Raw genomic sequence first — 22,501 nt, 5'->3', positions numbered from 1 at the left:
TATGAATACAAAAGAACGCTCGGCCATGCTGCTTGTCGCCGCATTGCTCTTACTGAGCGTCATTCCGATCGCCGCCGGAATTTACCGGCTCACCTCGTTGGCCGGCGGCGCGGAAGTTACGCCGGCCAACGCCCGGTTCTTTGAGACGCCCCTGCCGGTGGTGCTGCATATCCTAAGCTCCGGCGTGTATGCCATCCTGGGCGCGTTCCAGTTCGCACCCGGTCTTCGGCGGCGCAAGCCAGGCTGGCACCGCGCGGCCGGACGGCTCCTGGTTCTATGCGGCCTGCTGGTAGGACTTACTGGGCTGTGGATGACCCTGTTCTATCCCATTCCATACGGCGGTAAGCTGCTGTTCTCCTTGCGGCTCTTATTCGGGTCGGCCATGGTCGTGTCCATCCTGCTCGGCTTTACCGCGATCCTGCGGGGGGACGTGACCCGGCACCGCGCCTGGATGACGCGCGGCTACGCGATCGGGCTTGGCGCGGGCACGCAGGTGCTGACTGAGACGGCCGGGACATTAGTCATCGGCTCTCCGGATGATTTAAGTAAAGCGCTGTTCATGGGTGCGGGCTGGGTCATCAACCTCGCCGTGGCCGAATGGGCCATCCGCAGAGTTCGCACCAGTGACAACATTAGGAATGGAGGGGAAAAGGATGAAAGCAATCGTATACGAGCGGTACGGGCCTCCGGATGTCTTGCAGCTGAGAGAGGTCGCCAAGCCGGTACCCAAAGACAACGAGATCTTGATTAAGGTCTATGCGACAACCGCATCGGCGGGGGATTGGCGATTACGCAAGGCGGATCCTTTCTTGGCGCGGATGTTTAACGGTTTGCGGAAACCGAAACGAGTCCGGATATTGGGATTCGAACTGGCCGGCGTCATCGAATCGACGGGCGGCGGCGTTACTCGCTTTAAACCCGGGGACGCCGTGTATGCCGCCTGCGGCACCGGTTTTGGTGCGTATGCCGAATACAAGTGCCTGCCGGAGACGGGCAGCGTAGTGCTCAAACCGGCCAACATCACGTTCGAGGAGGCGGCGGCGGTTCCGGTCGGCGCCTGTACGGCGTTGCAATTTCTCCGTAAGGGCAACATCCGGCGCGGCAATCGCGTGCTCGTCTATGGCGCATCAGGCAGCGTCGGGACATATGCGGTGCAGCTGGCCAAACATTTCGGCGCGGAAGTTACAGGAGTATGCAGCACCCCGAATGTGGAGCTAGTGAGATCGCTCGGTGCCGACAGTGTCATCGATTATACGAAAGAACGGTTCTCGGAGGGCGGTCCGACCTACGATATTATTTTCGATACGGTCGGGAAAAGTCCGTTCAAGGTTTGCATCAAGCGTCTGACACCTGACGGCTTCTACTTGCAAGCGGTCCACGTAAGCCCATTGCCGATTATTCGCGGGCTATGGATCAACTTGACTAGCGGCAAGAAGGTGATAGGCGAATCATTGAAGGAAAGCGCCGAAGACTTGACTTACTTGAAGGAACTGATCGAGGCCGGCGCGCTGCGTTCGGTCATCGACCGCCGTTATCCGCTTGAGCAAGCGGCGGAGGCTCACCGTTACGTGGAGCAAGGCCATAAAAAGGGCAACGTGGTTTTAAACGTTGGAGTGCAACGGGCTTGAAAAGGGCGGCTTATTATAGCCGCTTTTCCTCATTTCTAGGAAAGCGACTGAAAGTATTCTGTAACGATGTCACGGAACTCCATTGCAGCCCGTGAAATGTACCGGCTTTTATGCCATAATAATGCGATCTCCCGTACCAATTCGCGATTTTCTACTTGGAGATATTTGATAGATTCCCGGGAGTTCCTTGCCGTGCTTGGGATGAAGGCGATACCGATATCGGCTTCTACGAGAGAGCTAAGACGCGCAGGTTCATCTCCCTCATACACATATATAGGCTCAAAGCCGACCGATTGACATAAAGCGTCCACTAAATCCCGGGTACCGTAGCCTTTTTTTACTCCGACAAACCCTTCATCCTTTAGCTCCGCCAAGGACACGCTGCTTCTGTTTGCCAAACGATGACCCTCTGGAACAGCAACAAGGATCGGGTCGACGAACACAATTTCACATTCGATGTCGTCCCCTCGTATCGGAGGCGACGACAAGCAGAAATCGACCTCTCCGCGATGAAGAAGCGTAACCATTTCCTGCGTGGTCAACATTTGTACATGGAATTGGATGTGGGGCCGTTTTTTTCGAAACTCTCGAAGGATGTTCGGCAACGTGCTTGCGGTGGTGACCGCCAATTCGAGCGTGCCGTGTTCCGGGCCGGACAAATCGCGAAGCTCCTGCTTCCCTTGTTCCAATTCGAACAAGGCCCTTTCCGCACGATGAAGGAATCGGGTTCCGAACTCATTCAACCGCAGCCTTCTCCCTATACGATCGAACAGAGGGACACCCAGATCCTCCTCCAAGCGTTGAATCGTTTTGCTTAACGACGATTGCGTGACATGCAAACTTTGCGCAGCTTCGGTCACATGCTCCAATCGAGCTACCGCGACAAAATATTGCAATTGAAGAAGCTCCATTTCGCACGCTCCATTCATTCCTTCCAGTCAATGAAATCATAACATAAAATGCGTTGGAATAAATATAAGATTTGCATTACGATGACATCAAAACATTATGGGAGGAGGAGACCTATAGTGAATGCTCGCAGCAGGAGGTTGATGATTTCCGTTGGGCTGGGAATCTTATTGAACCCCCTAAATTCTTCGATGATTTCTGTGGCGATTGCAAGGCTGCAAAATGTGTATCAACTTGACTTTACAGACGTTTCCTGGATTATTTTTTCTTTCTACATTGCGAGTGCGATCTCACAGCCCGTCATGGGAAAGGCGAGCGATTTATTCGGCCGCCGGAAAATCTTTCTTACTGGGCTGGTCGTAGCCTTCGTTGCGTCATTGTTAGCTCCGCTATCACCTAACTTTGGGTCGCTCATCGTTTTCCGTATTGTGCAATCCATCGGAACAAGCATGATGGTTGCGGTCGGAATGGCTATCGTGCGGATTCATATTACGGAGAAACAAGCGTCTGCACTGTCGGTTTTGTCCATATTCCTGTCCGGCGCGGCAGCGATCGGTCCTTTCATTGGCGGGGTATTGATTCACTGGTGGGATTGGCAGGCTATCTTTTTCGTCAATATTCCGTTCGTGGCGGCGAGCTTTCTTTTAGCTTGGAGGATTATTCCTAAGGACAACCCGCCAACATCCGATTCACGCAACATGTCCTTTCGTAAATGGTTTGAATGGATTGATGTGTCAGGGATTCTGCTCTTCACAGTGGGTCTGGTGGCCCTGCTCGTTGAATTACTGTCAGTAAAATCGTCTGGGTATGTCTCATTGAGAAATGTCCTTGTCGGGGGGATCGGCCTCGTTGCACTTGCGGCTTTCGTACGACATGAGTTAAAAGCGGCGGCACCCTTTATTCCTTTACGCACATTCGCCCAATATCCCGCGATGACTTGGGTCAATGTCGAATTTATGCTAGTGAACGTACTTTTTTACTCGCTCTTTTTCGGGCTTCCGTCCTACTTGCAAGTGGTACGCAATGTCAGCGAGTTCTACACGGGGATTCTTATGCTGAGCTTAGGTTTATGTTCTCTCGTTGTTTCTCCGTTAGCCGGTCGATGGATCGATAAAACAGGACCGCGACCCGCATTGGTGGTATCCGCAATCCTGATGACATTTGGATCCGTGTGGCTCGTGACATTGACTCCAGCATCGCCGGTTATTAGCGTGTGTTTGGCGTTAGCCGCATTCGGCATTAGCAACGGGTTGAACAATGTCGGGATGCAAGCCGCCTTGTTCGAAAGCTCTCCGAAAGAAATCATCGGGGTGGCTTCCGGATTGTTCAATACTTCTAGATACCTGGGAACCATTCTCTCTTCCTTACTGATAGGCATTGTAATGGGAGACCAGTTCAGCTCTGGGGGATTGCGAGTGCTGGGGATTATCCTCACACTGGTCGCGTTGTCCTTGGTATTCATGGGTCGACGGAGACAGGAATCCAGTGAATCTAGGATTTATTTTCACTTTTATCCTTTTTTCTTACTTTTGTGTACTTATATGTCCCAAGACACATGATACCTAATAAAACTAGGAACATAAGAAAATAAAAAATATCAAATCCTCTTTCACCAGTCAATCTAATAAAAAAGCTTCCCCCAAATATAGCTGTTCCCGTCACTCCTAAATTCATCACAAACGCCCAAAACATTTCTTTTGTATTTGTATTATCCATCGATACTTAACGCACTTCCTTCGAAATTATATGGCACGAACATCGAAACGGAATGCCTGGAGATGAAAAAGTCCCGGCATTCCGTCTTTTTGTATTTTTGTCCGCGATGCATAGAGCGTCAACTCGTTTGACTGCCAGCGACACCCTTCCACATCATCTTCGAAATTTTCACCTGCCGCCGATATTGGACCGGCCTCATGCCGGTTCTCTCCTTGATCATCGCCGACAAGGAGTTCGATTTCTTAATTCCCACCTTTTCGCATATGGTTTGCACTTCGTCATCCGTTGCCTCGAGCAGCTGGATCGCCCGTTCGACACGGATCGCCTTCAAATATTTCATCGGCGAAATATTCATCACTTGGCTAAACTGCTGGGCGAAATAATTCGGATGATAGCCGATCGCCCGCGCGATGTCAGGCAAGGATAGATCGGGATCGGCCATCCGCTTTTTCATGAAACGCGCCGCATAGATGATGAATTTGCCTTCACCGATTCGGAGGGGAGCGGACTTCCCGACCGTTTCGTTCGGCATGTTTTTTTCCGCCGCTGCGTCCCATCTCACATTCGCCACCAAGTCGGCGACAAGCGAGAACAACACACACGACGCTTTGAGCGGTTCCAGCGGCAACGCATCGACGGTATGGATCGTCCACAGCTCGTGCAACGTGTCCCGGGTACGATCATTAAGCGTGGAGACGACGGGCCGGATCGGCCGGAAACGGTCGAACACGGTTTGCAAAAAAGGCGATCGGAAAGCAATACACCTTAAATCCATGCCGGACTCGGCCAGCGAAATCGTTTGACCGGGTTGGACGATCAGCACCTGCCGTTCCGTAAGCTTGACGGGCGATTCCGCCACACGAATGTTCGGACGTCCCTCATCTTGGTGAAGCAACTGGAACTCGGTCGATTTCCATTGACGCTTATTCGGGATAAAGCAATCGCAGCCTATAACCGGCATCATGTCGAACAACGTTTTGTCGATCATACGTAACTATCCCTCTTTCCGAGTCTATAGTTTTGTGAGTCCGAGCCATCATCCTTGCGGATATTCCAGGTATTGGTTCCCTTCTTTCCTCTGCTAATGGTAATAACAACCAAGAAAATTGTAACATTTCACATCCATTAATGACACGAAAATATCGAATGAGCGCGAAATATAACTTAATTTTCTGACGTTTTACGAAGTATCGGGCATTGAGGCGATTTCCCTTCCAAAAATATAATGAAAGTACTGGAGGTGATCATCGTTTGATCGTAGTAGACAAAATTCGGTTTTCCGCCCGGCAGTTTCAGTCGAGATTTGCGGAAATGGCGGCGATCGGGCTTTTGCGCGAACCGGAAGGCAAGCGTTATGCCCTCTGTATGAGGCATCCGTTCGATACGATCGCTGCCGCGTTATATGTGCGGGAACGGGACGGATCGATTTTGCTGCTTCATCCCGATACGCCGCCCGACAAGGCGGTCGCCCAAGCTGAACAAGCCGGCTGTATGGCGCTCATTTACCAGGAATGGGATCGTGTCCTTCCGCTCGCGGTCCAGAGTTCGGACCTGGCTGCGGATCCGGCGCTCTGCCAGTTCAGTTCGGGCACGACCGGCGAGCCGAAGCTGATCCGACGGTCATGGAACGATGTGAGAACCGAAACGGAGCACTACAACCTCGCCCTGCAAGCTCATAGCGGCGAGCAGCCCGTTATTCTCGTGCCCGTATCCCACTCGTTCGGATTGATTGCCGGTGTGTTCGCCGCGTTCGAACGGAAAGCGGAACCGATCATCGTCTTTGACAAAAATCCGAAATTTGCCGCACACATCGTCCATACTACGGCAAGCTCCATCGTTTACACCGTTCCCTTCCTGATACACCTGCTCCTGTCCTTTTCCGCCGACCTTTGCATGCATAAAGTGATCACTTCCGGTTCGCCTTTAACTTCTCCATTATTAGCCCGATTGTCGCAACAGGCAAACGAGCTTTGGCAGCAGTACGGGTGCTCGGAAGTGGGATGCATCTCCCTCGGTGCGAATCCCGGACGGGTCACGGATGTAGGACGTCCGCTCGGCCACCTTCAAGTCGGGACGAGCACGACGGAAGCCGATCGCCAGGGCGAACTGATCGTAACGTATCGCGGACGGCCGGTTCATACGGGGGATGCCGGGTATTTCGATTCCGATCATCGGCTCCATGTAGTCGGGCGAATCGACGATATGATCAATGTTTCCGGATTGAAGGTGTTGCCGTCTGAAGTGGAAACCGTCATCGGGGAGCATCCCGGCGTCGCCGAGGTAGTCGTTCATAAAACGGCGCACGGCGTATGGGGAGAGGCGGTCAAGGCGTGGATCGTATTGGCCGCCCCGTTCACGCTGACGACCGCGGAGTTAAAAGCGTGGTGCATGCTTCATTTGCCGCCTTACAAAGTGCCGACGGTCTTTCATGTCGTGAGGGACATCCCGAAGACGCCGGCCGGGAAAATAAGCCGCAAACTTTTACAAGATGAGGAGCTGAAAAGCGGATGAACCGCCGTCAAATCGTCGACAAAATGACCCTCGTAATCGAGCGAAACCTGAATGTGCGTCTGCCGGACCAAGTAAGCGAGTCGGACAGGCTCTACGAAGATTTGAACATCGACTCGATCATGGTCCTTCAGCTCGTCGTGTATTTGGAAGAGGAGTTTGGCGTCGAAGTGCCCGAGGAGGCGGTCGATCCTGCCGTTTTCCGGACCATCGGTTCGCTCGTCACATTCATCGAGCAGCTGCTTGACACGCGGATGCAGGTGTAACGGCCGTAGGAGGGATGGGGAACGTCTAGATGCGCGAGTAAGAAGGAGGGACCATGATGGGAGTGCTGTTCTCGGCGTCGCAAAAGGAATTCGAGCTGATCCGCGACGAATGGCTGCAGGCCGTACACGAAATCGCCCAAAGAGGCGTATTCGTCGGAGGTGCGCCGGTGGCGTCGTTTGAGGCGGCTTTCGCCCGAGGCGTTGGCGTCACGGGTGCCGTAGGGGTAGGCAACGGAACCGACGCGTTGTTGCTCGCTTTGAAGGCGCTTGGCGTCGGACCGGGAGACGAAGTGATTACGGCTGCGAATACGTTCATAGCCACCGTCGAAGCGATTCACCATACCGGAGCGCGCCCGGTGCTAGTCGACTGCGACCCGGATACGCTTTTGATCGATCTGGAGCAGGTGAAGCGCCGGGTTACCTCGAGAACCGCAGCGATCGTCCCCGTGCATTTGTACGGGCAAATGGTAGATTTGTCCGAGTTCAAACCGTGGGCGGACGAGCACCGTATCCCGATCGTCGAAGATTGCGCGCAAGCGGCCGGCGCGAGGCTCGGCGGCAAGGCGGCGGGCAGCTGGGGCGTTATGGGCTGCTTCAGCTTTTACCCGGACAAAAACTTGGGCGCGCTCGGAGATGGGGGAGGCATCGTTTCGTCTTCGGACGAGCTGTTACGGACGCTTCGGAAGCTGCGCAACCATGGAGGCGAAACCCGTTACACGCACGACATTCCCGGGTTCAACAGCAGGCTCGATCCGATTCAGGCGGCTGCGCTGGAGCTGAAGCTGCGCCATCTCGACGCGTGGTCGATGCACCGAAGATACGTCGCCAAGCTGTACGAGACGTATTTGGCAGGGGCGGGAGCCATTGTGTTGCCGAGGCATCGCGACGATGAAAGCCACGTGTTCCACCTGTATGTCGTACGGGTCGAAGCGGACGTTCGAGACGCATTGCGCAAACATTTGCAAAAGAAAGGGATCTTGACGACCGTCTCCTATCCGGCTCCCGTTCATCTGACGCCTGCCTTCGCTTTTCTCGGTTACGGTCCCGGATCGTTTCCGGTTGCGGAGGAAGCTGCGGGGCAAATTTTATCGCTGCCGATGAACATCGCCGTCACCGAAAGCGACGTTGCCGCGATTGCACGGGAAATCAAATCCATTGTAGGAACCGTCCATGCCGGATAGAGGCCTAGTTCGATTACGATAACGGAGAGGGGAATCTAGGATGGAAAAGGACATACACCGGTTTTTGCTCGATCGGGTCGCCGATTTGCTCGGCAAGCCGGGCGTTCGCGAGGAGCTGACCGTCGCTTCGTCGCTGGCGGATGAAGGCATCGACTCCGTCATGCTCGTCAATTTGATCGTACAGATCGAGCAAAAATACGAGGTTTTTTTCGAGGACGACGAATTGTTGGCGGAAAATTTCATGACCGTAGAACAAATAACAAAACAAATTCTCGAGAAGCTGAGCATCGAAGCATGAACCCGAAAGCGGTTCACTGTTTGCTCGATGTGATGGCATTCGCGCTCGAAGCCGGCAGCCGGATCGAGTACCGGCCTCTCTATTGCGGGGCATGGGATGATCCGTTCACGGTTACAGCCGAAGGAGCGCTATCTTATTACTCGCCCGAGCTCACGAACGATACTTATTTGGCTGCATTCAATCGGCTGTACGGACGGACACCCGGAAGCTGGTATCAGTACAGTTGGTCCAAAAAGCGGAATTACATGACATTGCTCGAGCTGCTCGAACAAAGGTCGGAAAACGAATCTTTGCTCGTGCAGTTGGATCTGTACTACATGCCCTATCCGACCCGTTGCTATGAGACGCTGCACCGGCCGCATTTCGTCATGGTCGACCGGCAATACGGCGATGACATTTACATTCGGGACCCGTATTTCGGGTGGGAGGGGGATGTGCCGCTGACCGCACTGCAGAACGCGTTCTACGGCAACGAGCTTGGCGGCGGCGTAACGGTTCGCCTAGCGGAGCTCGAGCATCCGACCGCGGCGCGTATCGCGAGCGAGTTCGAAGCGCGGTTTGACGGAGAGCGTTTCCGGCTGGCCGATGCCTTCCAGGAAATCGTACACGGCGCGCTTGCAGGAGGGGCGGACATGTCGGTTCGAGCGCTCGGCTCGTCCGTCGATCAGCTCGGCATTATCGCCAGGCGCAAATACAGCTATAGCAAAGTTTCGTCTTTTTTCGCGGAGGCGCTTGGAGAAACGCCCGATCCGCTAGAGGAGCGGGTGAACGGGCTAGTCAAGGGATGGATGAACGCCGGGTACGCTTCCATTCGCGCCTCGATCCGCCAAAGCCGGGAGGATGTCGTGCAGCTGGCCGATAAAGCCGCGGCGCTCCGCGAAGAGGAACGGAAGCTGAAGCGGGAGCTGCGGAGATTGTACGAGCGATGGAAGGAGGCCAGATATGAAAGCGAGCGTACCGGTACGGATCGGGTACTCGGAAGGACAGGCGAAGCGCGTCAATGAACGCGCGATAGACAGCCGGTGGACGCGGTATTTGGGGGAATACAACGAAACCGTACCCATACCGCCGCTCGCCTTCATGCGGCTGTTCGGAGGCTCGTTCGGACAGTGGCATGCCCATTTTCCCGGATCGCTTGCCGCAACCGCGGACTCCCTCGACAAGCTCTGTCGCAAATACGGGGTCACGACGCTGTACGTCAATGTACCTGCCTTCGTTCCGTATTTGCTCATGGCGCGCAATTACGGGAAGCTCGATATCGGAATGCTGATGATCGCGCATTCGGTCGCGACGTCGTTTTGGCTGCGGCAGTGGATCGGGATCGCGCCTTGGATCGCCGGTCGCGACTTGCTGCTGTCCAGTACGGAGTCGTGTACGGCCGCGCTCTGCAACGTGTCGCCGAGGTATGCCGAGGCTATGGAGCTTCCGCTTTGCATCGAATTGCACAGCGGCGCTTCCGGAGCAAACCCGGAGGAAGGACACCTGCTGGCGATCGGCCGGATCGAGCGGGTCAAGAACATCGATGTCCTGATCGAATGCTTCTCCGACATTCGCCGGCACGTGCCGTATGCGCGGCTGACGATCGCGGGCGAATATACGGGGGCGAATGCCGAACAAATTGCGCGCTATGAGCAACAAATTGCCGAGCTGGTTCAAACGCTTGGCCTGACCGATTGCATTCGCTTCACCGGGGCTGTGGAGGGGGAAGCGAAGGAGCGCGTCTTCCGTGAGGCGGACGTACTGCTTAACTTGTCCACCGAACCGGGGGAGACGTTCGGCTACAACTTGATCGAAGCGAAGACGTGGGGGATTCCCGTCGTCTGCACGAATTGGGACGGCTTCCGCACTGTCGTGCGCCACGGCGAGGACGGGCTGCTCGCAGATTGCGACTGGAGCGGCGGCATCCCCGTTATAGATCGTGCGCAAGTCGTCGAGCACACGGTCCGGCTATTGACGGACCGCACTTGGCGCGAACGGATGGGAAGACGCGCGGCGGAGCGCGCCTGCGAGTACGACTACAGGACGATCATGCCGCGGCTTGCGGCCGGGTTGGCGCTCCGTTCCGACAATGCGAAGCTTGCGGGTGCTACGGGCGCCGCCCAAGCGCCGGTGTACCCGATCGTCGGCCCGGACGAAGTGACGCGACACGCCTCGATACCGCTGCGCGAGCTTACGGCGTTGTACCGGTCCGATCGGTTACCCGGAACGGGACTGCTGGACGAGACCTTGCTGTCCGTGCTTGCCGAACGGCCGGAGCCCGACTATGAGATTTGGATGAGCCGGGTGAAGCCGATCATTCATCATTTTGCCGGGAGGGGTGCCTTTGCAAAGCTTTCGCCTGTTTAAACGGCTGTATCCTTATGTCGACATGCGCTGGAAGCTGACCTTGCTCGCCTTTTCGTGCACGTTCGCGGGTCTTTTGCTAGGGATGCTCCAGCCGCTTTTATTCTCCTATCTGATCGATCATGTGCTGATCGAGAAGAAAGCGGAATGGGTGGCGCCACTCCTCGGATTGTCGCTCACTTTGACGGTCTTCTCCGTTGCGTTTACGATCGTTCGATCGGGCTTGTTCCGCTATTTGGGCATTTGCAACACGCTCGATATTCGGCGGGCGCTGCTGCGCCACATCCGCAAAATTCCGGTTCACGAAATCGAAAAAAGCGGCGCCGGCAAATATTCCGCGCTGCTCGGATACGACACCGCGACGATGGGCAACTTTTTGAACCATGTCATCGTGGAGCTGTCCTCTCAGCTGTTCATGATGACGGCGGCGCTCGTCTTCTTGTTCGCGATGGATTGGCGGATCGCGCTGCTGGCGGTGGCGGTCATTCCGCTCCTGCTGTACATTCCCCGTCTGTTTCGCAAGCCGATGGCCGATTCCGCGGCGCACGTCCGCTCCCATAACGAACAAGTCGGCACCGTTTTGATCGAGAGTATTGAGGGGAGCAAAGAAATTCGCGCGTTCGGGCTGGAAGCGTGGGAAGAACGGCGCAATGACAATCTGTACGCCGGTCTGATCCGGGCAAGCACGCGGGAAACGCTGCTTCGGGTCGTGACCGGGCAAACGGGGATGCTGCCGATCAGTTTGATCGTTGTCGTCTTATATTGGTTCGGGAGCCGGCAAGCGCTGAACGAAACGATCTCGGTCGGAATGCTGGTCGCCTCGGTGACGTATTTGAACAATGCGCTCAACCCGGTTCGAACGATGAACGATTATTTCGGAGAGCTGCAGCGTACCGAGGTGGCCATGTCGCGCATTGAGGAATTTATGCGCACGGAGATCGAACCCGCGATATCGGCGGAGCTTCCTCCAGTTGGCGGGCCGGACGCAGGAAGAGCAGGCACCGACGCCGCGATCGACTGCCGCAGCCTGCGCGTTTCCTCCGAAGGGGCAGACATCGTTCGGGGCATCGATTTTACGGTGAAGCAGGGTCAGGTGGCGGCGTTTATCGGAAGAAGCGGGTCCGGCAAAACGACGCTGTTCAAATCGATGATCGGTTTCATGCCGATCGAATCCGGCGAGCTGGTCATTGAAGGCGTGCCGATCCGGAATATGACACGGCTGGATCTCGTTTCAACGTTCGGCGTCGTGTTTCAGGAGTCGTTCCTGTTCCGCGGCACTTTGTACGAGAATATCGCCCTCGGCGATTTGAACGCTTCCCGCGAGGAAGTGTACGAGGCTGCCCGGCTCGCGCGGCTGCAAGCTTTTATCGACGGCTTGCCCGACGGCTTGGATACGCGAGTCGACCATAAAGGGTTTCAGCTGTCCGGCGGTCAACGGCAGAGGATTGCGATCGCCCGGGCATTTCTCAAAAAACCGCCGATTTTGCTGCTGGACGAACCGACGTCCGCGCTGGACCGTGAGACGGAAGGCGAAGTGCTTGCGGCGCTCGGCGAGCTGATGAGGGGCAAGACGACGCTGCTGTCGACGCATCGGCTGGAAACGGTGCAAAACGCGGATATCATTTACGTAATGGAGAACGGGCGTATCGTGGAAGCCGGAAATCACTTGGAGCTGATGGCGAGACGGGGATCGTATTACGCCATCATGAGCGCCGGGGGAGAAGGGCAAGCCGGACCGGTATCGATGGCGGGGGGACGCCTATGAGCGCATTGGCATGGAGGCATTTGTTCGCCGAGACGGCGCGGACGGATCGGGGCGTTACGTATGCGGATGGCCGAACCGAAACGTTCGTCACGTATGCGGAGCTCGCGTCCGATGCAGGGAAGCTGGCGGAGCGGTGGCTCGAGTCGGGCTTGCGCGACCGGTTCGTCGCCGTCATTTGGATGGACCAATCGCTATCGTACTTACGGGCGCTTATGTCCGTCCTGCTCGCGGGAGGCATCCCCGTGCCGCTGCATCCATACGCGAAATGGCCGGAAGCGGATAAAGCCGCACAGCTGGTCGAGGCGGAGCTGGTGATCGTGTCGGCCGCCAAGGCGAACCAGCTTCCGGCGGAGCTGTCCGGCAGCCATCTGTTCGCCGACGGCGAAACCGCGGAGCCGCTGACGGTGCATCGCGTTCCGAGCGTGTTCCGGCGTTCGTACACGCCGCCGGGAGCGGCGTCGATCCTGTTCCTGTCATCCGGATCGACCGGCACGCCGAAAGGGGTCATGCTGAGCGCCGACAACGTGCTGTCGAACGTTCGCTCGATCCAGCATTATGTACGTCTCGAAGATTCCGATCGGGTGTTGCTGGCGAAATCGCTTGGTTATTGTTCGACAATTACAGGAGAATGGCTGCTTGCGCTGACAGCCGGCGCCCATTTGCAGCTCGCGCCCGGGTTTATGCATCCGTTCGAAGCGGCCCGGTTCGTCCGGCAGTTCGGTACGACGTTTATGTGCACCGTCCCGTCCTTTATGCTGCCGCTCGTCAAGTCCGACCGGTGGCGTCCCGGCGATCTGCAATCGCTCCGGCAGCTTCTTGTCGTAGGCGGAGGCATGGCGCCGGATATGCTGCTAGATCTGAAGCGCAAGCTTCCTTGGACCGCGATTATGCCGTCTTACGGATTGACGGAGGCGTCGCCGAGAGTTTCGTATTTGCCTCCGGAGCAATTGGAGCGTCGTCCGGGCTCGGTCGGCTTGCCTGTGAAGGACGTAGAGATCGCCATTTGCCGAGACGGAAAGCCGGTGCCGCGCGGAGAACCAGGCGAGATCGTCGTCCGGGGTCCGAACGTGATGCTCGGATATTATGCCGACGAGCGGCGCAGCGCTTCCGTTCTCACGTCATACGGTCTATGTACGGCCGACGTCGGCTGGCAGGACGAGGAAGGTTACTTATATGTAACCGGAAGGCTGGATAGTGCGGTCAACGTCGGCGGGCATACGATTTATCCGGAGACGGTGGAGCAGGCGCTGCTAACGCATCCCTCCGTTATGGAAGCGGGCGTGGCGGGTTGTCCCGATCCGGTTTGGGGAGAGCGGCTGGTCGCATTTGCCGTTGCCGGCACGCCGCCCGAGGACGAGCATAGAGCGGTCGGCGAGCTGATGGAGCATTGCCGCGATCGGTTAAGCGCCGCGTTGTGCCCGCGTGACATCCGGTTTGTCGAATCGTTGCCGAAAACGAAAAACGGCAAGCTGGACCGGCAAGCGTTACGTTCGATGGCGAAGGAGTGGGAACATGTCCAACACGGGAACTGAAACGATTCAGGAGAAAACAATCGCCCTCATAGCAAAATTATGCAAGCGGAGCCCGGAACGAATCGGTGTTCACGATTCGCTGGCCGACACGCTTCACATCGATTCGATTCAGTTTCTGGAGCTGCTCGCGATGCTGGAGGAGGGATTCGGCTTTGAAATCGACGTCGACGACTTGCATCCGGACCAATTTCGTTCGGTGCTCTCCGTCATCCGCTTCGTGGAGAAGAAGGTGGCGCCATGAACGCCGCCCAAAGCGAAGTGTTGGAGCACAATGCCAGGCTGCGCCGGCTCGTCGACGAAATAACCTCAAGCTGCCCGTTTTATGAGCCGTGGAAGGGCGAGACGGTCAGGCTGGACGAATTGCCCGTAATCGACAAGCGGACCATCGCCGAGCAGAGGGAACGATTCGAGCTGCCGAGATCAGCGGATACCGTCACGCACGAATCGTTCACTTCCGGAACGACCGGCGTTCCGTTCCGCTGCGTCAAGACGGCGGAGGAGCAGCTCGCGCTTTCACTCGCCTTATTCGGCCACCGCCGCAGATGGGGGCTGCCTCTCAGGCACCGCTCCGTCGTGCTCAGCAACCGGATGTTGGCCGAGCCGCATACATTCGCGCATTATGCACATGTAATCGCCGATCAGAGGCCGCATATGATTCAAGGCCGTTCATCCGCGCTTCACGCGCTCGCGCACTATATGGAAGAGCGCGGCATTCGCCCGCCCGAATCTTTACGCTTCGCGCAAAATTGGGGTGAACCGCTGCAGCCCGCTCATCGGTCGGCGGTCGAACGGGTCTTCGGCGTCCCGCTGGTCGATTATTATGGGCTGGAAGAAATATGGTGTGTGGCGTTTACGGGTACGACAGGCCGATTGGAAATTGACGAACAGCTCGTTTACATAGAGGCGGTCGATCCGTCCACCCGCGAGCCGGTACCCGACGGCGAATACGGAGAATTGCTGGTCACGTCGTACGTGATGCGCAGTTTGCCTTTCCTTCGATACCGTACCGGTGATATCGGCAAGCTGATCAACGACGGGGAGACGGGCAAACGGGTGGTGGAGCTGATGCCGGCACGGGTGTCGCAAATCAGGCTGCCCGGACGGAAAGCGAGCGCCGCCATTTTCCGCTATTTCGACCGTTTTTTTTACGAGTTGTCGGCAACGGCCGGGGTGCGGCAATTTCAAATCGAGCAGCAATCGTACACCCGGTTCCGTCTTCGTTTCGCCGCCGATCCGTTCCCGGTTGAGCCGATTCGGGAGCGATTCGGCAGTATGCTAAGCCGGTGCCTCGGCACCGAAGTCGAAGTCGACGTGGAGATCGTGGCGGAAATCGCGCCGCATCCGGAAAGCGGCAAGTTCCAATCGTTCGTCAGTTTGGTCCCATAACCGATACCGAAAGCGGGGGAAACCTATGGCGCAAGCGGTCCGCAATATAGAGCCGGTGAAGCTCGCCGCTATGGAGTGCGCAGCATCGTGCGTGGTGACGGCTCTTCGCATGGCGGGAAAAAATGAAGCTTACTTTTTGCTCGATTACTGGAACTTGAACTACATTTCCCGGAGTCTCGTGTCGAGTAAAAGCGTACGCCTGAATGCGCTGGAATATATGTACGGCATCCGCACCGAATTTTGCAGACTGTCGCCGGAAAAGCTGCAGTCGCTCTTACGTGGCGGCCACATGGTGCTGTTCGTTTGCTTGGCGTCGGGATTCGACTATTTTCCGGCGAACATGCTGACCCACGAGGCGAGCGGCTTCGAGCACGTAATCCTGCTATATGCCGCAGGGCGTACGCCGAATACATTCGCGATGACCGATCCGATCGCGGATTACATCGGAGACGTGACAGCCGAACAGCTATACGCCGCTTCCGTCAAAAAGGACGAGCTTTACTGCTACGTCCTGACGTTCCCGGAACCCGGCACGTTTCGGGAGCCGTCGCCTAAGGCCGTATTCGCACACATCGCGGAGCGCAATTGGAGCCAGTACGTAAAGATGAATATTCAAGGAGGCAAAACCGCGCTTGAACGGTTCCGCGTCGACCTTGAAGCATCGCTTCAATGGGAAACGAATGCTAGAGACCGCTGGATCGCGCAGAACAACGTTACGATTTCGTCGATCGTCAAAACACGTTCGCTCTTCCGGCAAAGCGTGCGGGAGCTTGGTCTGCTCCCGGAAGGTCAACTCGCCGCCGGGGAACAACGGATGGAACGCATCATCAAGCTGTGGACGACGGTCAATTTTCAATTGGTTAAATTCAAACGAAACGTGCAAGACGAAGCGCTTGTTGCTTCCTTGCTGCACAAGCTGGAGCAGCTCGCCGAGGAAGAGCTGGGATTTTTATCGTTCCTGCGCGGGATAGGACGTGATTTCGATGCGATATAACGTTTGCTCGATTTCGTTCCGCCATACGCTTATATCGTTTCGGGAGCTCTTCCGGTTCGCGCTCGAGTCGGGGTTCGGCGGCATCGAGATGTGGGGCGTTCACGCGAAGTCGCTCCTGCAGACGGGCACGACCCGACTCGACGAAACGGTGCGCGAAATGAACGCCGAAGGCGTCCGCGTGTCGATGATCAGTCATTATCTGGAGTTGACAGCACCGCCGGAACGTTATCCGGAGACCGAACGCAATTGCATGGAGTTGATCGACTTGGCGAACCGGTTCGGCACGGACAAAATCCGAATATTCGCCGGCGTTCGGGCCAGTGCCCGGACTACAGCAAGCGAATGGCAGCTCGGTATAGATCGCTTGCGCACATTCGCCGAGTTTGCGCGGATCAACGGCATGCGCCTCGTTGTGGAGACGCACCCGCACACGTTTGCGGATACGTTGCCTTCCACGCTCCGGCTGCTTCGCGAGACGAACCATCCTTCCATCGGCATCAACCTCGATTTTTTGCATCTATGGGAAGCGGGCGTTTCGCCGACGGATGCGTTCGAGGCGCTTCGCCCATGGACGGTCAACGTGCATTTGAAAAACGTAACCGACCGCGGCAGCCTGCACGTCTTCGATCCGAATAACGTCTACTCGCCGAACGGATGGCGCGGAGGCATCGCCGTGCTCTCGGACGGCGCCGTCCCCTACGAGGAAATCGTTCGGATGCTGGCGGAAGCAGCTCCCGACATGTCCGCCTCCATCGAATGGTTCGGCAGCGAACCGCATTTGAACGTCCGCCGCGAGCTGGACTGGCTTCGTTCGGTAGAATTTTCCCTCCCGCCGGGCACGGCCGCTCCTTCCAAGCGGAACAAGAGCTTGCCTGTCGGGATAGGCAGGAGGTAAACGCCGGCATGAATCGACAGTTCGATCTAAACGGCCTGCTCGGACTGAGCGGTCCGAAAGTATGGTACTCGAACATCAATTGGGAGCAGACGGTGCGCACCCGGGCAAGACTGCCGCAGATCGGCAACGCTGCGGGCGACAGGCTCGTCCGGAGGCTCGATCAGCATCAATTGTTTTTGGCGGGAGCAGACGACACGGTGCTGGTGCATGAGCAGCCGGACGAGACGTTCCTGGACTACTTGCGGTACTGCGGCATTCGACTCCCCCGCATTGTTGTCGGCACCCGCGACGATCAAGCGGATTTGTTCGAAGGCGGTACCGCCGTACCTTATTTGGTCGACGAGGCCGAGGACCGTTTCCTGGAATCGCTCCGGTGCCGGCGCATCGGACCGCCGCCCGGACTGGCGCTCGAGCTGAACGACAAGGTGCGCACCCGTCTGCTGTGCGAGCGGCATGGCTTCACCGTTTGCGACGGACGCGTATGCGACAGTGTCGAAGCGCTGGAGGCTTCTTACCTGGAACTGTCGGAGCAGATGCCCGACGCTCGCTTTGTAATCAAAACTCCATACGGTTCTTCCGGCAAAAGCTTGTTTCATGTCTATGGAGCGAAGGACTTCGCATTTGTAGCTGCTTACTTACAGCGCGGAGAGCAACGGGGGACAGGAGAGTTCGCCGTCACGATCGAGCGGTGGCACGATATCGATTACAACCTGAACGCACAGCTGCTGCTCTGGAACGGGGAATGTCGAGTCGTTGCGGTGACGAGTCAACGAACGAACGATGTAGGGGTATACCGCGGGAGCGATTTGAGTCCGTTCGTTCCGACTGGTGTTCGCGAGCGGTACGAGCAGGAGATGCTCCGGCTTGGCAACGTGCTTCTCGATAGGGGCTATGCCGGCTTCCTCGGCGTCGACTCGATCGTCGACCGGTCCGGTTTGCTCATTCCGGTGATCGAAATTAACGCGAGGTTGACGATGGTGACCTATATGCTGCCGCTTCGTCAACATTTGCTGGAGAGGGGCTGCCCCCATATCGTGACGGAAAGCTTCGACTTCCGGCATGACCGGGAAATCCCGTTCCACCAATTTCACGAACGGATCCAAGCGGTTTTGCCCGAACGCCGCAAAGCGGGAACGGTCGAGCTGGACGGTCGGAGCGGCTTTTTATGCTTCGGTTATCACCGCACGTTCGACGAGCACGTCGGGAAGTATTGGCATCGGGCGTTTGTCCTGGCATGGGCGGACACCGGCGAAACGGTTGGGACGATTATGGCCGGGGTCGAGCAGGCTATCGGCGAATTGAGGAGTGTGAGGCCATGAGCACGACATTAGCCGGAACCGAGGTCGAATCGATCCGCAACTTGGTGCGAGACTGCGGGACCCCGTGTTATTTGTACGACTACGCAACGCTGAAGGACGATTATCTCAATCTGCGCCGATCCCTGCCGGATGAAGTTCGCCTCTATTACTCCTTGAAGGCCAACCCGAATCCGGAGATTTGTCGGCTCGTTCAGGACTTCGGTTCGCCGTTCGAGGTCGCATCCGTCGGTGAGTTGGAGCTGGCCCTACGCATTGGAGCGGCTCCCGAGTCCATCTTGTTCACCGGTCCGGGTAAAAGCCGGCTCGAAATTCGCCGCTGTATCCGGGAAGGCATCTACGCCATCAACGCGGAATCGGTGCAGGAATTGCATGTGATCGCGGAAGAAGCGCAGGCGATGAGCCGTACGGCGCAAGTGATGCTGCGTGTCAATCTGAACACGTCGAGGGGAGGATCGCGGATGGCGTCCGTCGGTGTACCGAGCCAATTCGGTATTGACGAGGACGATCTCGATATAGCGGTATCGACCGCCATGTCCCTTCGCGGCATCCGGCTGATCGGCCTCCACACGCATCAAGGCACGCAAAATTTTCGGCTCGATTTCTACGAGGAGAGCGTCACGCGTATGTTCGCCTTATGCCGGTCGCTGCGTGAAAAATTCGATATCCCGCTCTCGGCGCTGGGGCTGGGCGGAGGGTTCGGGGTTCCGTTCTTCGAGGACGACGAACCGTTTCCGATCGAATCGTTCGGAGCGCTGCTGGCCGAGCAGGTGCGGGCGAATGCCGATTTGGGGCTCGACTGGATCAGCGTCGAATCGGGGCGCTACATCGCCGCCCGGATGGGCCTCTATATTTGTTCGGTGCTGTATACGAAAACTTCCCACGGCAAGCAATTCGCCATCGTGGACGGGGGAACGCATCACCGCGCGTTTGTTTCTGCATTGGGCGGGCGCAGCTTTCGCCAGCCGCTGCCGGTTCGGATCGTTCGTCCGGACGGATCCCACTACACGGCGGGCAGCGAGCCCGATATGGAGCCGGTCACGATTGCGGGGAAGCTGTGTACCCCGACCGACGTCCTGCAAAGCGGCGTGCCGATGCGCGAACCGGCGCCGGGCGACATCGTCGTTTTTCCCAATGCCGGGGCGTACGGGTTGACTTGCGGCAACGTTCACTTTTTGTCGCACGATTTGCCGAAGGAATGGTTGAGACGTTCCGACGGTTCGATGACAGACGTCAGTTGGCTGCATGGGGTACGCCGGTTCCTTAGGTGATTTTATTATGGAGGAGAGATCAAGTTGGAAAAAAGACTTCCCTTCGACGGTTCTCCCGTTTCAACTTACCCTTTCCAATCCGGACTTTTGACGATCGCTTCGAGAAGTGCGAAATTTCAACCATGGATCGCGAACAATTTTATTCAAATGAACAGCTGGTGGAGCGAAATTGGGCTGGAAGTCAACTTTTATTATTACAACCTGTTTTCGAATTGTCCTCTTGTCAATGTACAGGCGATTCATAAGGACACTTTTGCGGCCATGAACGTGGATTTCATCGAGTGGCTGAAGCAAAGCATCGTTCGCGACCAATATGTATTCATTACTTTGGACAGCTTTCACATCAAGGCTTACACAGACTTTTACCAAAAAACATACAGGCCGCATACGGTCATTTTGTACGGGTTCAACGAAAGGGAGCAAACGTTCGACATTGCCGATCATTTCGAAAGCAAATTCGCTACTTCCACAGCCTCGTTCCAAGAAATCGAAGACGCCTACGCAAGCATGGACCCGGCGGAGCAAACAGGCGATTTTCGCGACAGCATCGCGTTGATTTCATTGAAAAGCGAAGTGAACTACTCCGTCGATATCCCGTGCGTGATCGCCGGACTGGACGAATATGTCAACTCGAAAAATTCGTCCCGGAATTTTGCCGGCTTGATGCAGGCTAATGGGAACAGCTACGGTTTGGAGGTTACCGCATCCGTCGCCGAATATTACAAGCAGCTCCCCCTTCGAAATCCTCCATTCATCGATATCAAACCGATTCATCTGCTGTTCGAGCATAAGAAGCTTATGGAAAACCGCATTCAATACTTCATGAACCAACGATTGATCCTCGACGACGGCTCCTTATTGGAGAAATGTACTTACATGAAAAAGAAGCTGGAGATGTTCCGAACCAAGCTGCTGCTCATGAAAATCCGGTCCCAGCCCCCGGTTACGCAACCCCTGTACGAGGGGTTGAAAGAAATGATTCCGCTGGAGACCGAAATGATTCACGAGTTGATCGGCCAGCTGGAGATGGGAAGCGCCGTATCCGTTTGACCGACTGGAGGACGTTCCCCCACCGCTTGCGCGATTCATGTTCTAGTGGTCCCTTGCTCAGCAAGGGATTTTTTCTGCTGCTGACCAAGCGCATGGGGGGAGAAACGGAATTGTGCGTAAGCGCTTAACTTTCTTCTTGACTTGTTCTTTGGGCTTCGATATATAATGAGTTATACACAATCGACTGTTACAAGATTAGGCGGAGTTCCAATTCTTATCAGGGGGGAGGGGCGAAGTACTTCACGCTAGTAACAGCTTATCGATACTTACATGATCATATAGCGAAATGAACCGTATTATGTCAAACTATGCGAATTAAGTTAAGCGCTTAATCTGTTTGCGCGGAGCTTGCTGAGGGGGCACTCTTCATGAATCGATTTCCGTTGATTACCGCTCACAGTGGCTGTATGGGGACACTTGACAATACGGTGGATTCCGTGACGACCGCGCTTCGGCTAGGAGCGGATGTAGTGGAAGAAGATATTCGCGTTACAAGGGACGGCGTGCCGGTGCTCGCTCACGACGACGGTTGGCACACCGCGGGCGGCGATGAATGCAGCATATCGAAGCTGACTTTTGCGGAAATCCAAGCCCTAACCATTGCCGTAGCGCAAGAAGGAAAGACGAAGACAATGCGGATTTGCCGGCTTGAAGAGATTTTACCTTTGATCAAGAAGGCGGGCGCAACCATCAATCTCGATATTAAAGTCGACGAATGTATTCAATCTGTAGCGGAATTGGTTCGTACATACGAATTGGGCGCATCCGTCATTTTATCCGGCTGCGAACGGGAGCGGGCTAGAATGGTCCAGCATCTGCATCCGGAGCTGCCGAAGCTCCTGAACGCCGAGTCAGGCTTATTCTTATCGTTACCTTACGAGGAAGCGATACGTCAAACTTGCCGGGACGCTGTGGAAACGGGCTGTATCGGAGTCAACATCCATTATCGGCTCGTTCGTCCGGAGTTGATGGAATACGCATCGTCCCGAGGGTTGCCGGTGTACGTCTGGACTGTAAACGACCTGCCGGTTATGGAGGATTTTATCGAAATGGGCGTGCATTCGATTACGACCCGGGACGTACAAAGTCTTGTTGGGCTAAAAAGGAGACACATGGAACGAGCAGACCCAGCCGATGCCGGAGCTTTTACCTAAGACGCCGTTAACTTAATTTTTAAGCGCTTACAGAACAAATTCGCCTGCTTTTAGCATATTGTTAGGAGATTAATTCGGTAGTGGATATGGTAAACGGATAGCCCTAGGTTTTAGGTTTTATTAAACCGGTTTAATAAACCGGTTTAATGCAATAAGAGAGGAGGGTCGAATGGCCACGATCAACGATGTTGCCAAGATGGCGGGGGTTTCCAAAGGAACCGTATCCAGCGTTTTCAGCAAAATGAGACCGATAAGTCCAGCCACATATCCATCCTTTTGAAGGAGGTAT

22 protein-coding genes are annotated in these 22,501 nt (G+C 55.9%); 20 read left to right on the top strand and 2 right to left on the bottom strand.

Features of this window, described 5'->3' with window-relative positions:
• Window position 1: 1 nt before the first annotated feature.
• Complete coding sequence (locus ACI5FR_RS26285) at window positions 2-751, top strand: DUF2306 domain-containing protein (protein ID WP_405459984.1); 750 nt, start codon at window positions 2-4, stop codon at window positions 749-751.
• On the top strand, window positions 654-1,628 hold the full coding sequence (locus ACI5FR_RS26280) for an NAD(P)-dependent alcohol dehydrogenase (protein ID WP_405459982.1): 975 nt from the start codon (window positions 654-656) through the stop codon (window positions 1,626-1,628). Before ACI5FR_RS26285 ends, ACI5FR_RS26280 begins: the two co-directional genes overlap by 98 nt.
• A gap of 35 nt (window positions 1,629-1,663) precedes the next feature.
• Here the strand turns inward: ACI5FR_RS26280 and ACI5FR_RS26275 are convergent, their stop codons facing one another.
• A complete protein-coding gene (locus ACI5FR_RS26275) occupies window positions 1,664-2,539 on the bottom strand; it encodes a LysR family transcriptional regulator (protein ID WP_405459980.1) in 876 nt (291 codons plus the stop codon).
• Window positions 2,540-2,680: 141 nt separating this feature from the next.
• Between ACI5FR_RS26275 and ACI5FR_RS26270 the strand changes: the two genes are divergently transcribed.
• Entirely contained in the window at window positions 2,681-4,096 is a 1,416-nt protein-coding gene (locus ACI5FR_RS26270; RefSeq protein WP_405460089.1) for an MFS transporter, read from the top strand.
• A gap of 275 nt (window positions 4,097-4,371) precedes the next feature.
• Here the strand turns inward: ACI5FR_RS26270 and ACI5FR_RS26265 are convergent, their stop codons facing one another.
• Window positions 4,372-5,241: a helix-turn-helix domain-containing protein gene (locus tag ACI5FR_RS26265; protein ID WP_405459978.1), complete on the bottom strand. Its 870-nt coding sequence runs from the start codon at window positions 5,239-5,241 to the stop codon at window positions 4,372-4,374.
• Window positions 5,242-5,504: 263 nt separating this feature from the next.
• Between ACI5FR_RS26265 and ACI5FR_RS26260 the strand changes: the two genes are divergently transcribed.
• The 17 genes from ACI5FR_RS26260 to ACI5FR_RS26180 all read left to right on the top strand — a co-directional run bounded on the left by ACI5FR_RS26260 (window position 5,505) and on the right by ACI5FR_RS26180 (window position 22,492).
• Complete coding sequence (locus tag ACI5FR_RS26260) at window positions 5,505-6,764, top strand: AMP-binding protein (protein ID WP_405459977.1); 1,260 nt, start codon at window positions 5,505-5,507, stop codon at window positions 6,762-6,764.
• Entirely contained in the window at window positions 6,761-7,027 is a 267-nt protein-coding gene (locus tag ACI5FR_RS26255) for a phosphopantetheine-binding protein (RefSeq protein ID WP_405459975.1), read from the top strand. Before ACI5FR_RS26260 ends, ACI5FR_RS26255 begins: the two co-directional genes overlap by 4 nt.
• Before the next feature lie 56 nt (window positions 7,028-7,083).
• Entirely contained in the window at window positions 7,084-8,208 is a 1,125-nt protein-coding gene (locus tag ACI5FR_RS26250) for a DegT/DnrJ/EryC1/StrS family aminotransferase (RefSeq protein ID WP_405459974.1), read from the top strand.
• A 40-nt stretch (window positions 8,209-8,248) separates the two neighbouring features.
• Window positions 8,249-8,506: an acyl carrier protein gene (locus ACI5FR_RS26245; protein WP_405459972.1), complete on the top strand. Its 258-nt coding sequence runs from the start codon at window positions 8,249-8,251 to the stop codon at window positions 8,504-8,506.
• Window positions 8,503-9,510, top strand: a complete 1,008-nt coding sequence (locus ACI5FR_RS26240) for a DUF6005 family protein (RefSeq protein ID WP_405459970.1) — start codon at window positions 8,503-8,505, stop codon at window positions 9,508-9,510. The genes ACI5FR_RS26245 and ACI5FR_RS26240 overlap by 4 nt, the downstream gene beginning before the upstream one ends.
• Window positions 9,449-10,852: a glycosyltransferase family 4 protein gene (locus ACI5FR_RS26235; protein ID WP_405459968.1), complete on the top strand. Its 1,404-nt coding sequence runs from the start codon at window positions 9,449-9,451 to the stop codon at window positions 10,850-10,852. Before ACI5FR_RS26240 ends, ACI5FR_RS26235 begins: the two co-directional genes overlap by 62 nt.
• Window positions 10,830-12,614, top strand: coding sequence for an ABC transporter ATP-binding protein (locus tag ACI5FR_RS26230; RefSeq protein ID WP_405459966.1), 1,785 nt, complete (start codon window positions 10,830-10,832; stop codon window positions 12,612-12,614). Before ACI5FR_RS26235 ends, ACI5FR_RS26230 begins: the two co-directional genes overlap by 23 nt.
• Window positions 12,611-14,146: a class I adenylate-forming enzyme family protein gene (locus ACI5FR_RS26225; RefSeq protein ID WP_405459964.1), complete on the top strand. Its 1,536-nt coding sequence runs from the start codon at window positions 12,611-12,613 to the stop codon at window positions 14,144-14,146. The genes ACI5FR_RS26230 and ACI5FR_RS26225 overlap by 4 nt, the downstream gene beginning before the upstream one ends.
• Window positions 14,127-14,387, top strand: a complete 261-nt coding sequence (locus tag ACI5FR_RS26220; protein ID WP_405459962.1) for an acyl carrier protein — start codon at window positions 14,127-14,129, stop codon at window positions 14,385-14,387. The genes ACI5FR_RS26225 and ACI5FR_RS26220 overlap by 20 nt, the downstream gene beginning before the upstream one ends.
• On the top strand, window positions 14,384-15,532 hold the full coding sequence (locus ACI5FR_RS26215) for an AMP-binding protein (protein WP_405459960.1): 1,149 nt from the start codon (window positions 14,384-14,386) through the stop codon (window positions 15,530-15,532). The genes ACI5FR_RS26220 and ACI5FR_RS26215 overlap by 4 nt, the downstream gene beginning before the upstream one ends.
• 25 nt (window positions 15,533-15,557) lie before the next feature.
• Window positions 15,558-16,526, top strand: a complete 969-nt coding sequence (locus tag ACI5FR_RS26210) for a hypothetical protein (protein ID WP_405459958.1) — start codon at window positions 15,558-15,560, stop codon at window positions 16,524-16,526.
• Window positions 16,516-17,421, top strand: a complete 906-nt coding sequence (locus ACI5FR_RS26205) for a sugar phosphate isomerase/epimerase family protein (protein WP_405459957.1) — start codon at window positions 16,516-16,518, stop codon at window positions 17,419-17,421. Before ACI5FR_RS26210 ends, ACI5FR_RS26205 begins: the two co-directional genes overlap by 11 nt.
• 8 nt (window positions 17,422-17,429) lie before the next feature.
• The gene (locus ACI5FR_RS26200; protein ID WP_405459955.1) at window positions 17,430-18,740 is read left to right on the top strand and encodes a hypothetical protein; all 1,311 of its coding nucleotides are present in this window, start codon (window positions 17,430-17,432) and stop codon (window positions 18,738-18,740) included.
• Complete coding sequence (locus tag ACI5FR_RS26195) at window positions 18,737-20,008, top strand: type III PLP-dependent enzyme domain-containing protein (protein WP_405459953.1); 1,272 nt, start codon at window positions 18,737-18,739, stop codon at window positions 20,006-20,008. Before ACI5FR_RS26200 ends, ACI5FR_RS26195 begins: the two co-directional genes overlap by 4 nt.
• A gap of 24 nt (window positions 20,009-20,032) precedes the next feature.
• Complete coding sequence (locus ACI5FR_RS26190) at window positions 20,033-21,058, top strand: cysteine peptidase family C39 domain-containing protein (protein WP_405459951.1); 1,026 nt, start codon at window positions 20,033-20,035, stop codon at window positions 21,056-21,058.
• 368 nt (window positions 21,059-21,426) lie between these two features.
• On the top strand, window positions 21,427-22,212 hold the full coding sequence (locus ACI5FR_RS26185; RefSeq protein ID WP_405459948.1) for a glycerophosphodiester phosphodiesterase: 786 nt from the start codon (window positions 21,427-21,429) through the stop codon (window positions 22,210-22,212).
• Between the two features lie 169 nt (window positions 22,213-22,381).
• Window positions 22,382-22,492: a LacI family DNA-binding transcriptional regulator gene (locus ACI5FR_RS26180; protein ID WP_405459947.1), complete on the top strand. Its 111-nt coding sequence runs from the start codon at window positions 22,382-22,384 to the stop codon at window positions 22,490-22,492.
• Window positions 22,493-22,501 lie beyond the last annotated feature (9 nt).

Source organism: Paenibacillus sp. HJGM_3 (assembly GCF_045062745.1).
In the GTDB taxonomy this organism is placed as follows: Bacteria; Bacillota; Bacilli; order Paenibacillales; family NBRC-103111; genus Paenibacillus_AA.
Note: the sequence above shows the minus strand (reverse complement) of the source record. Positions and strands in the feature narration are given on the sequence as shown.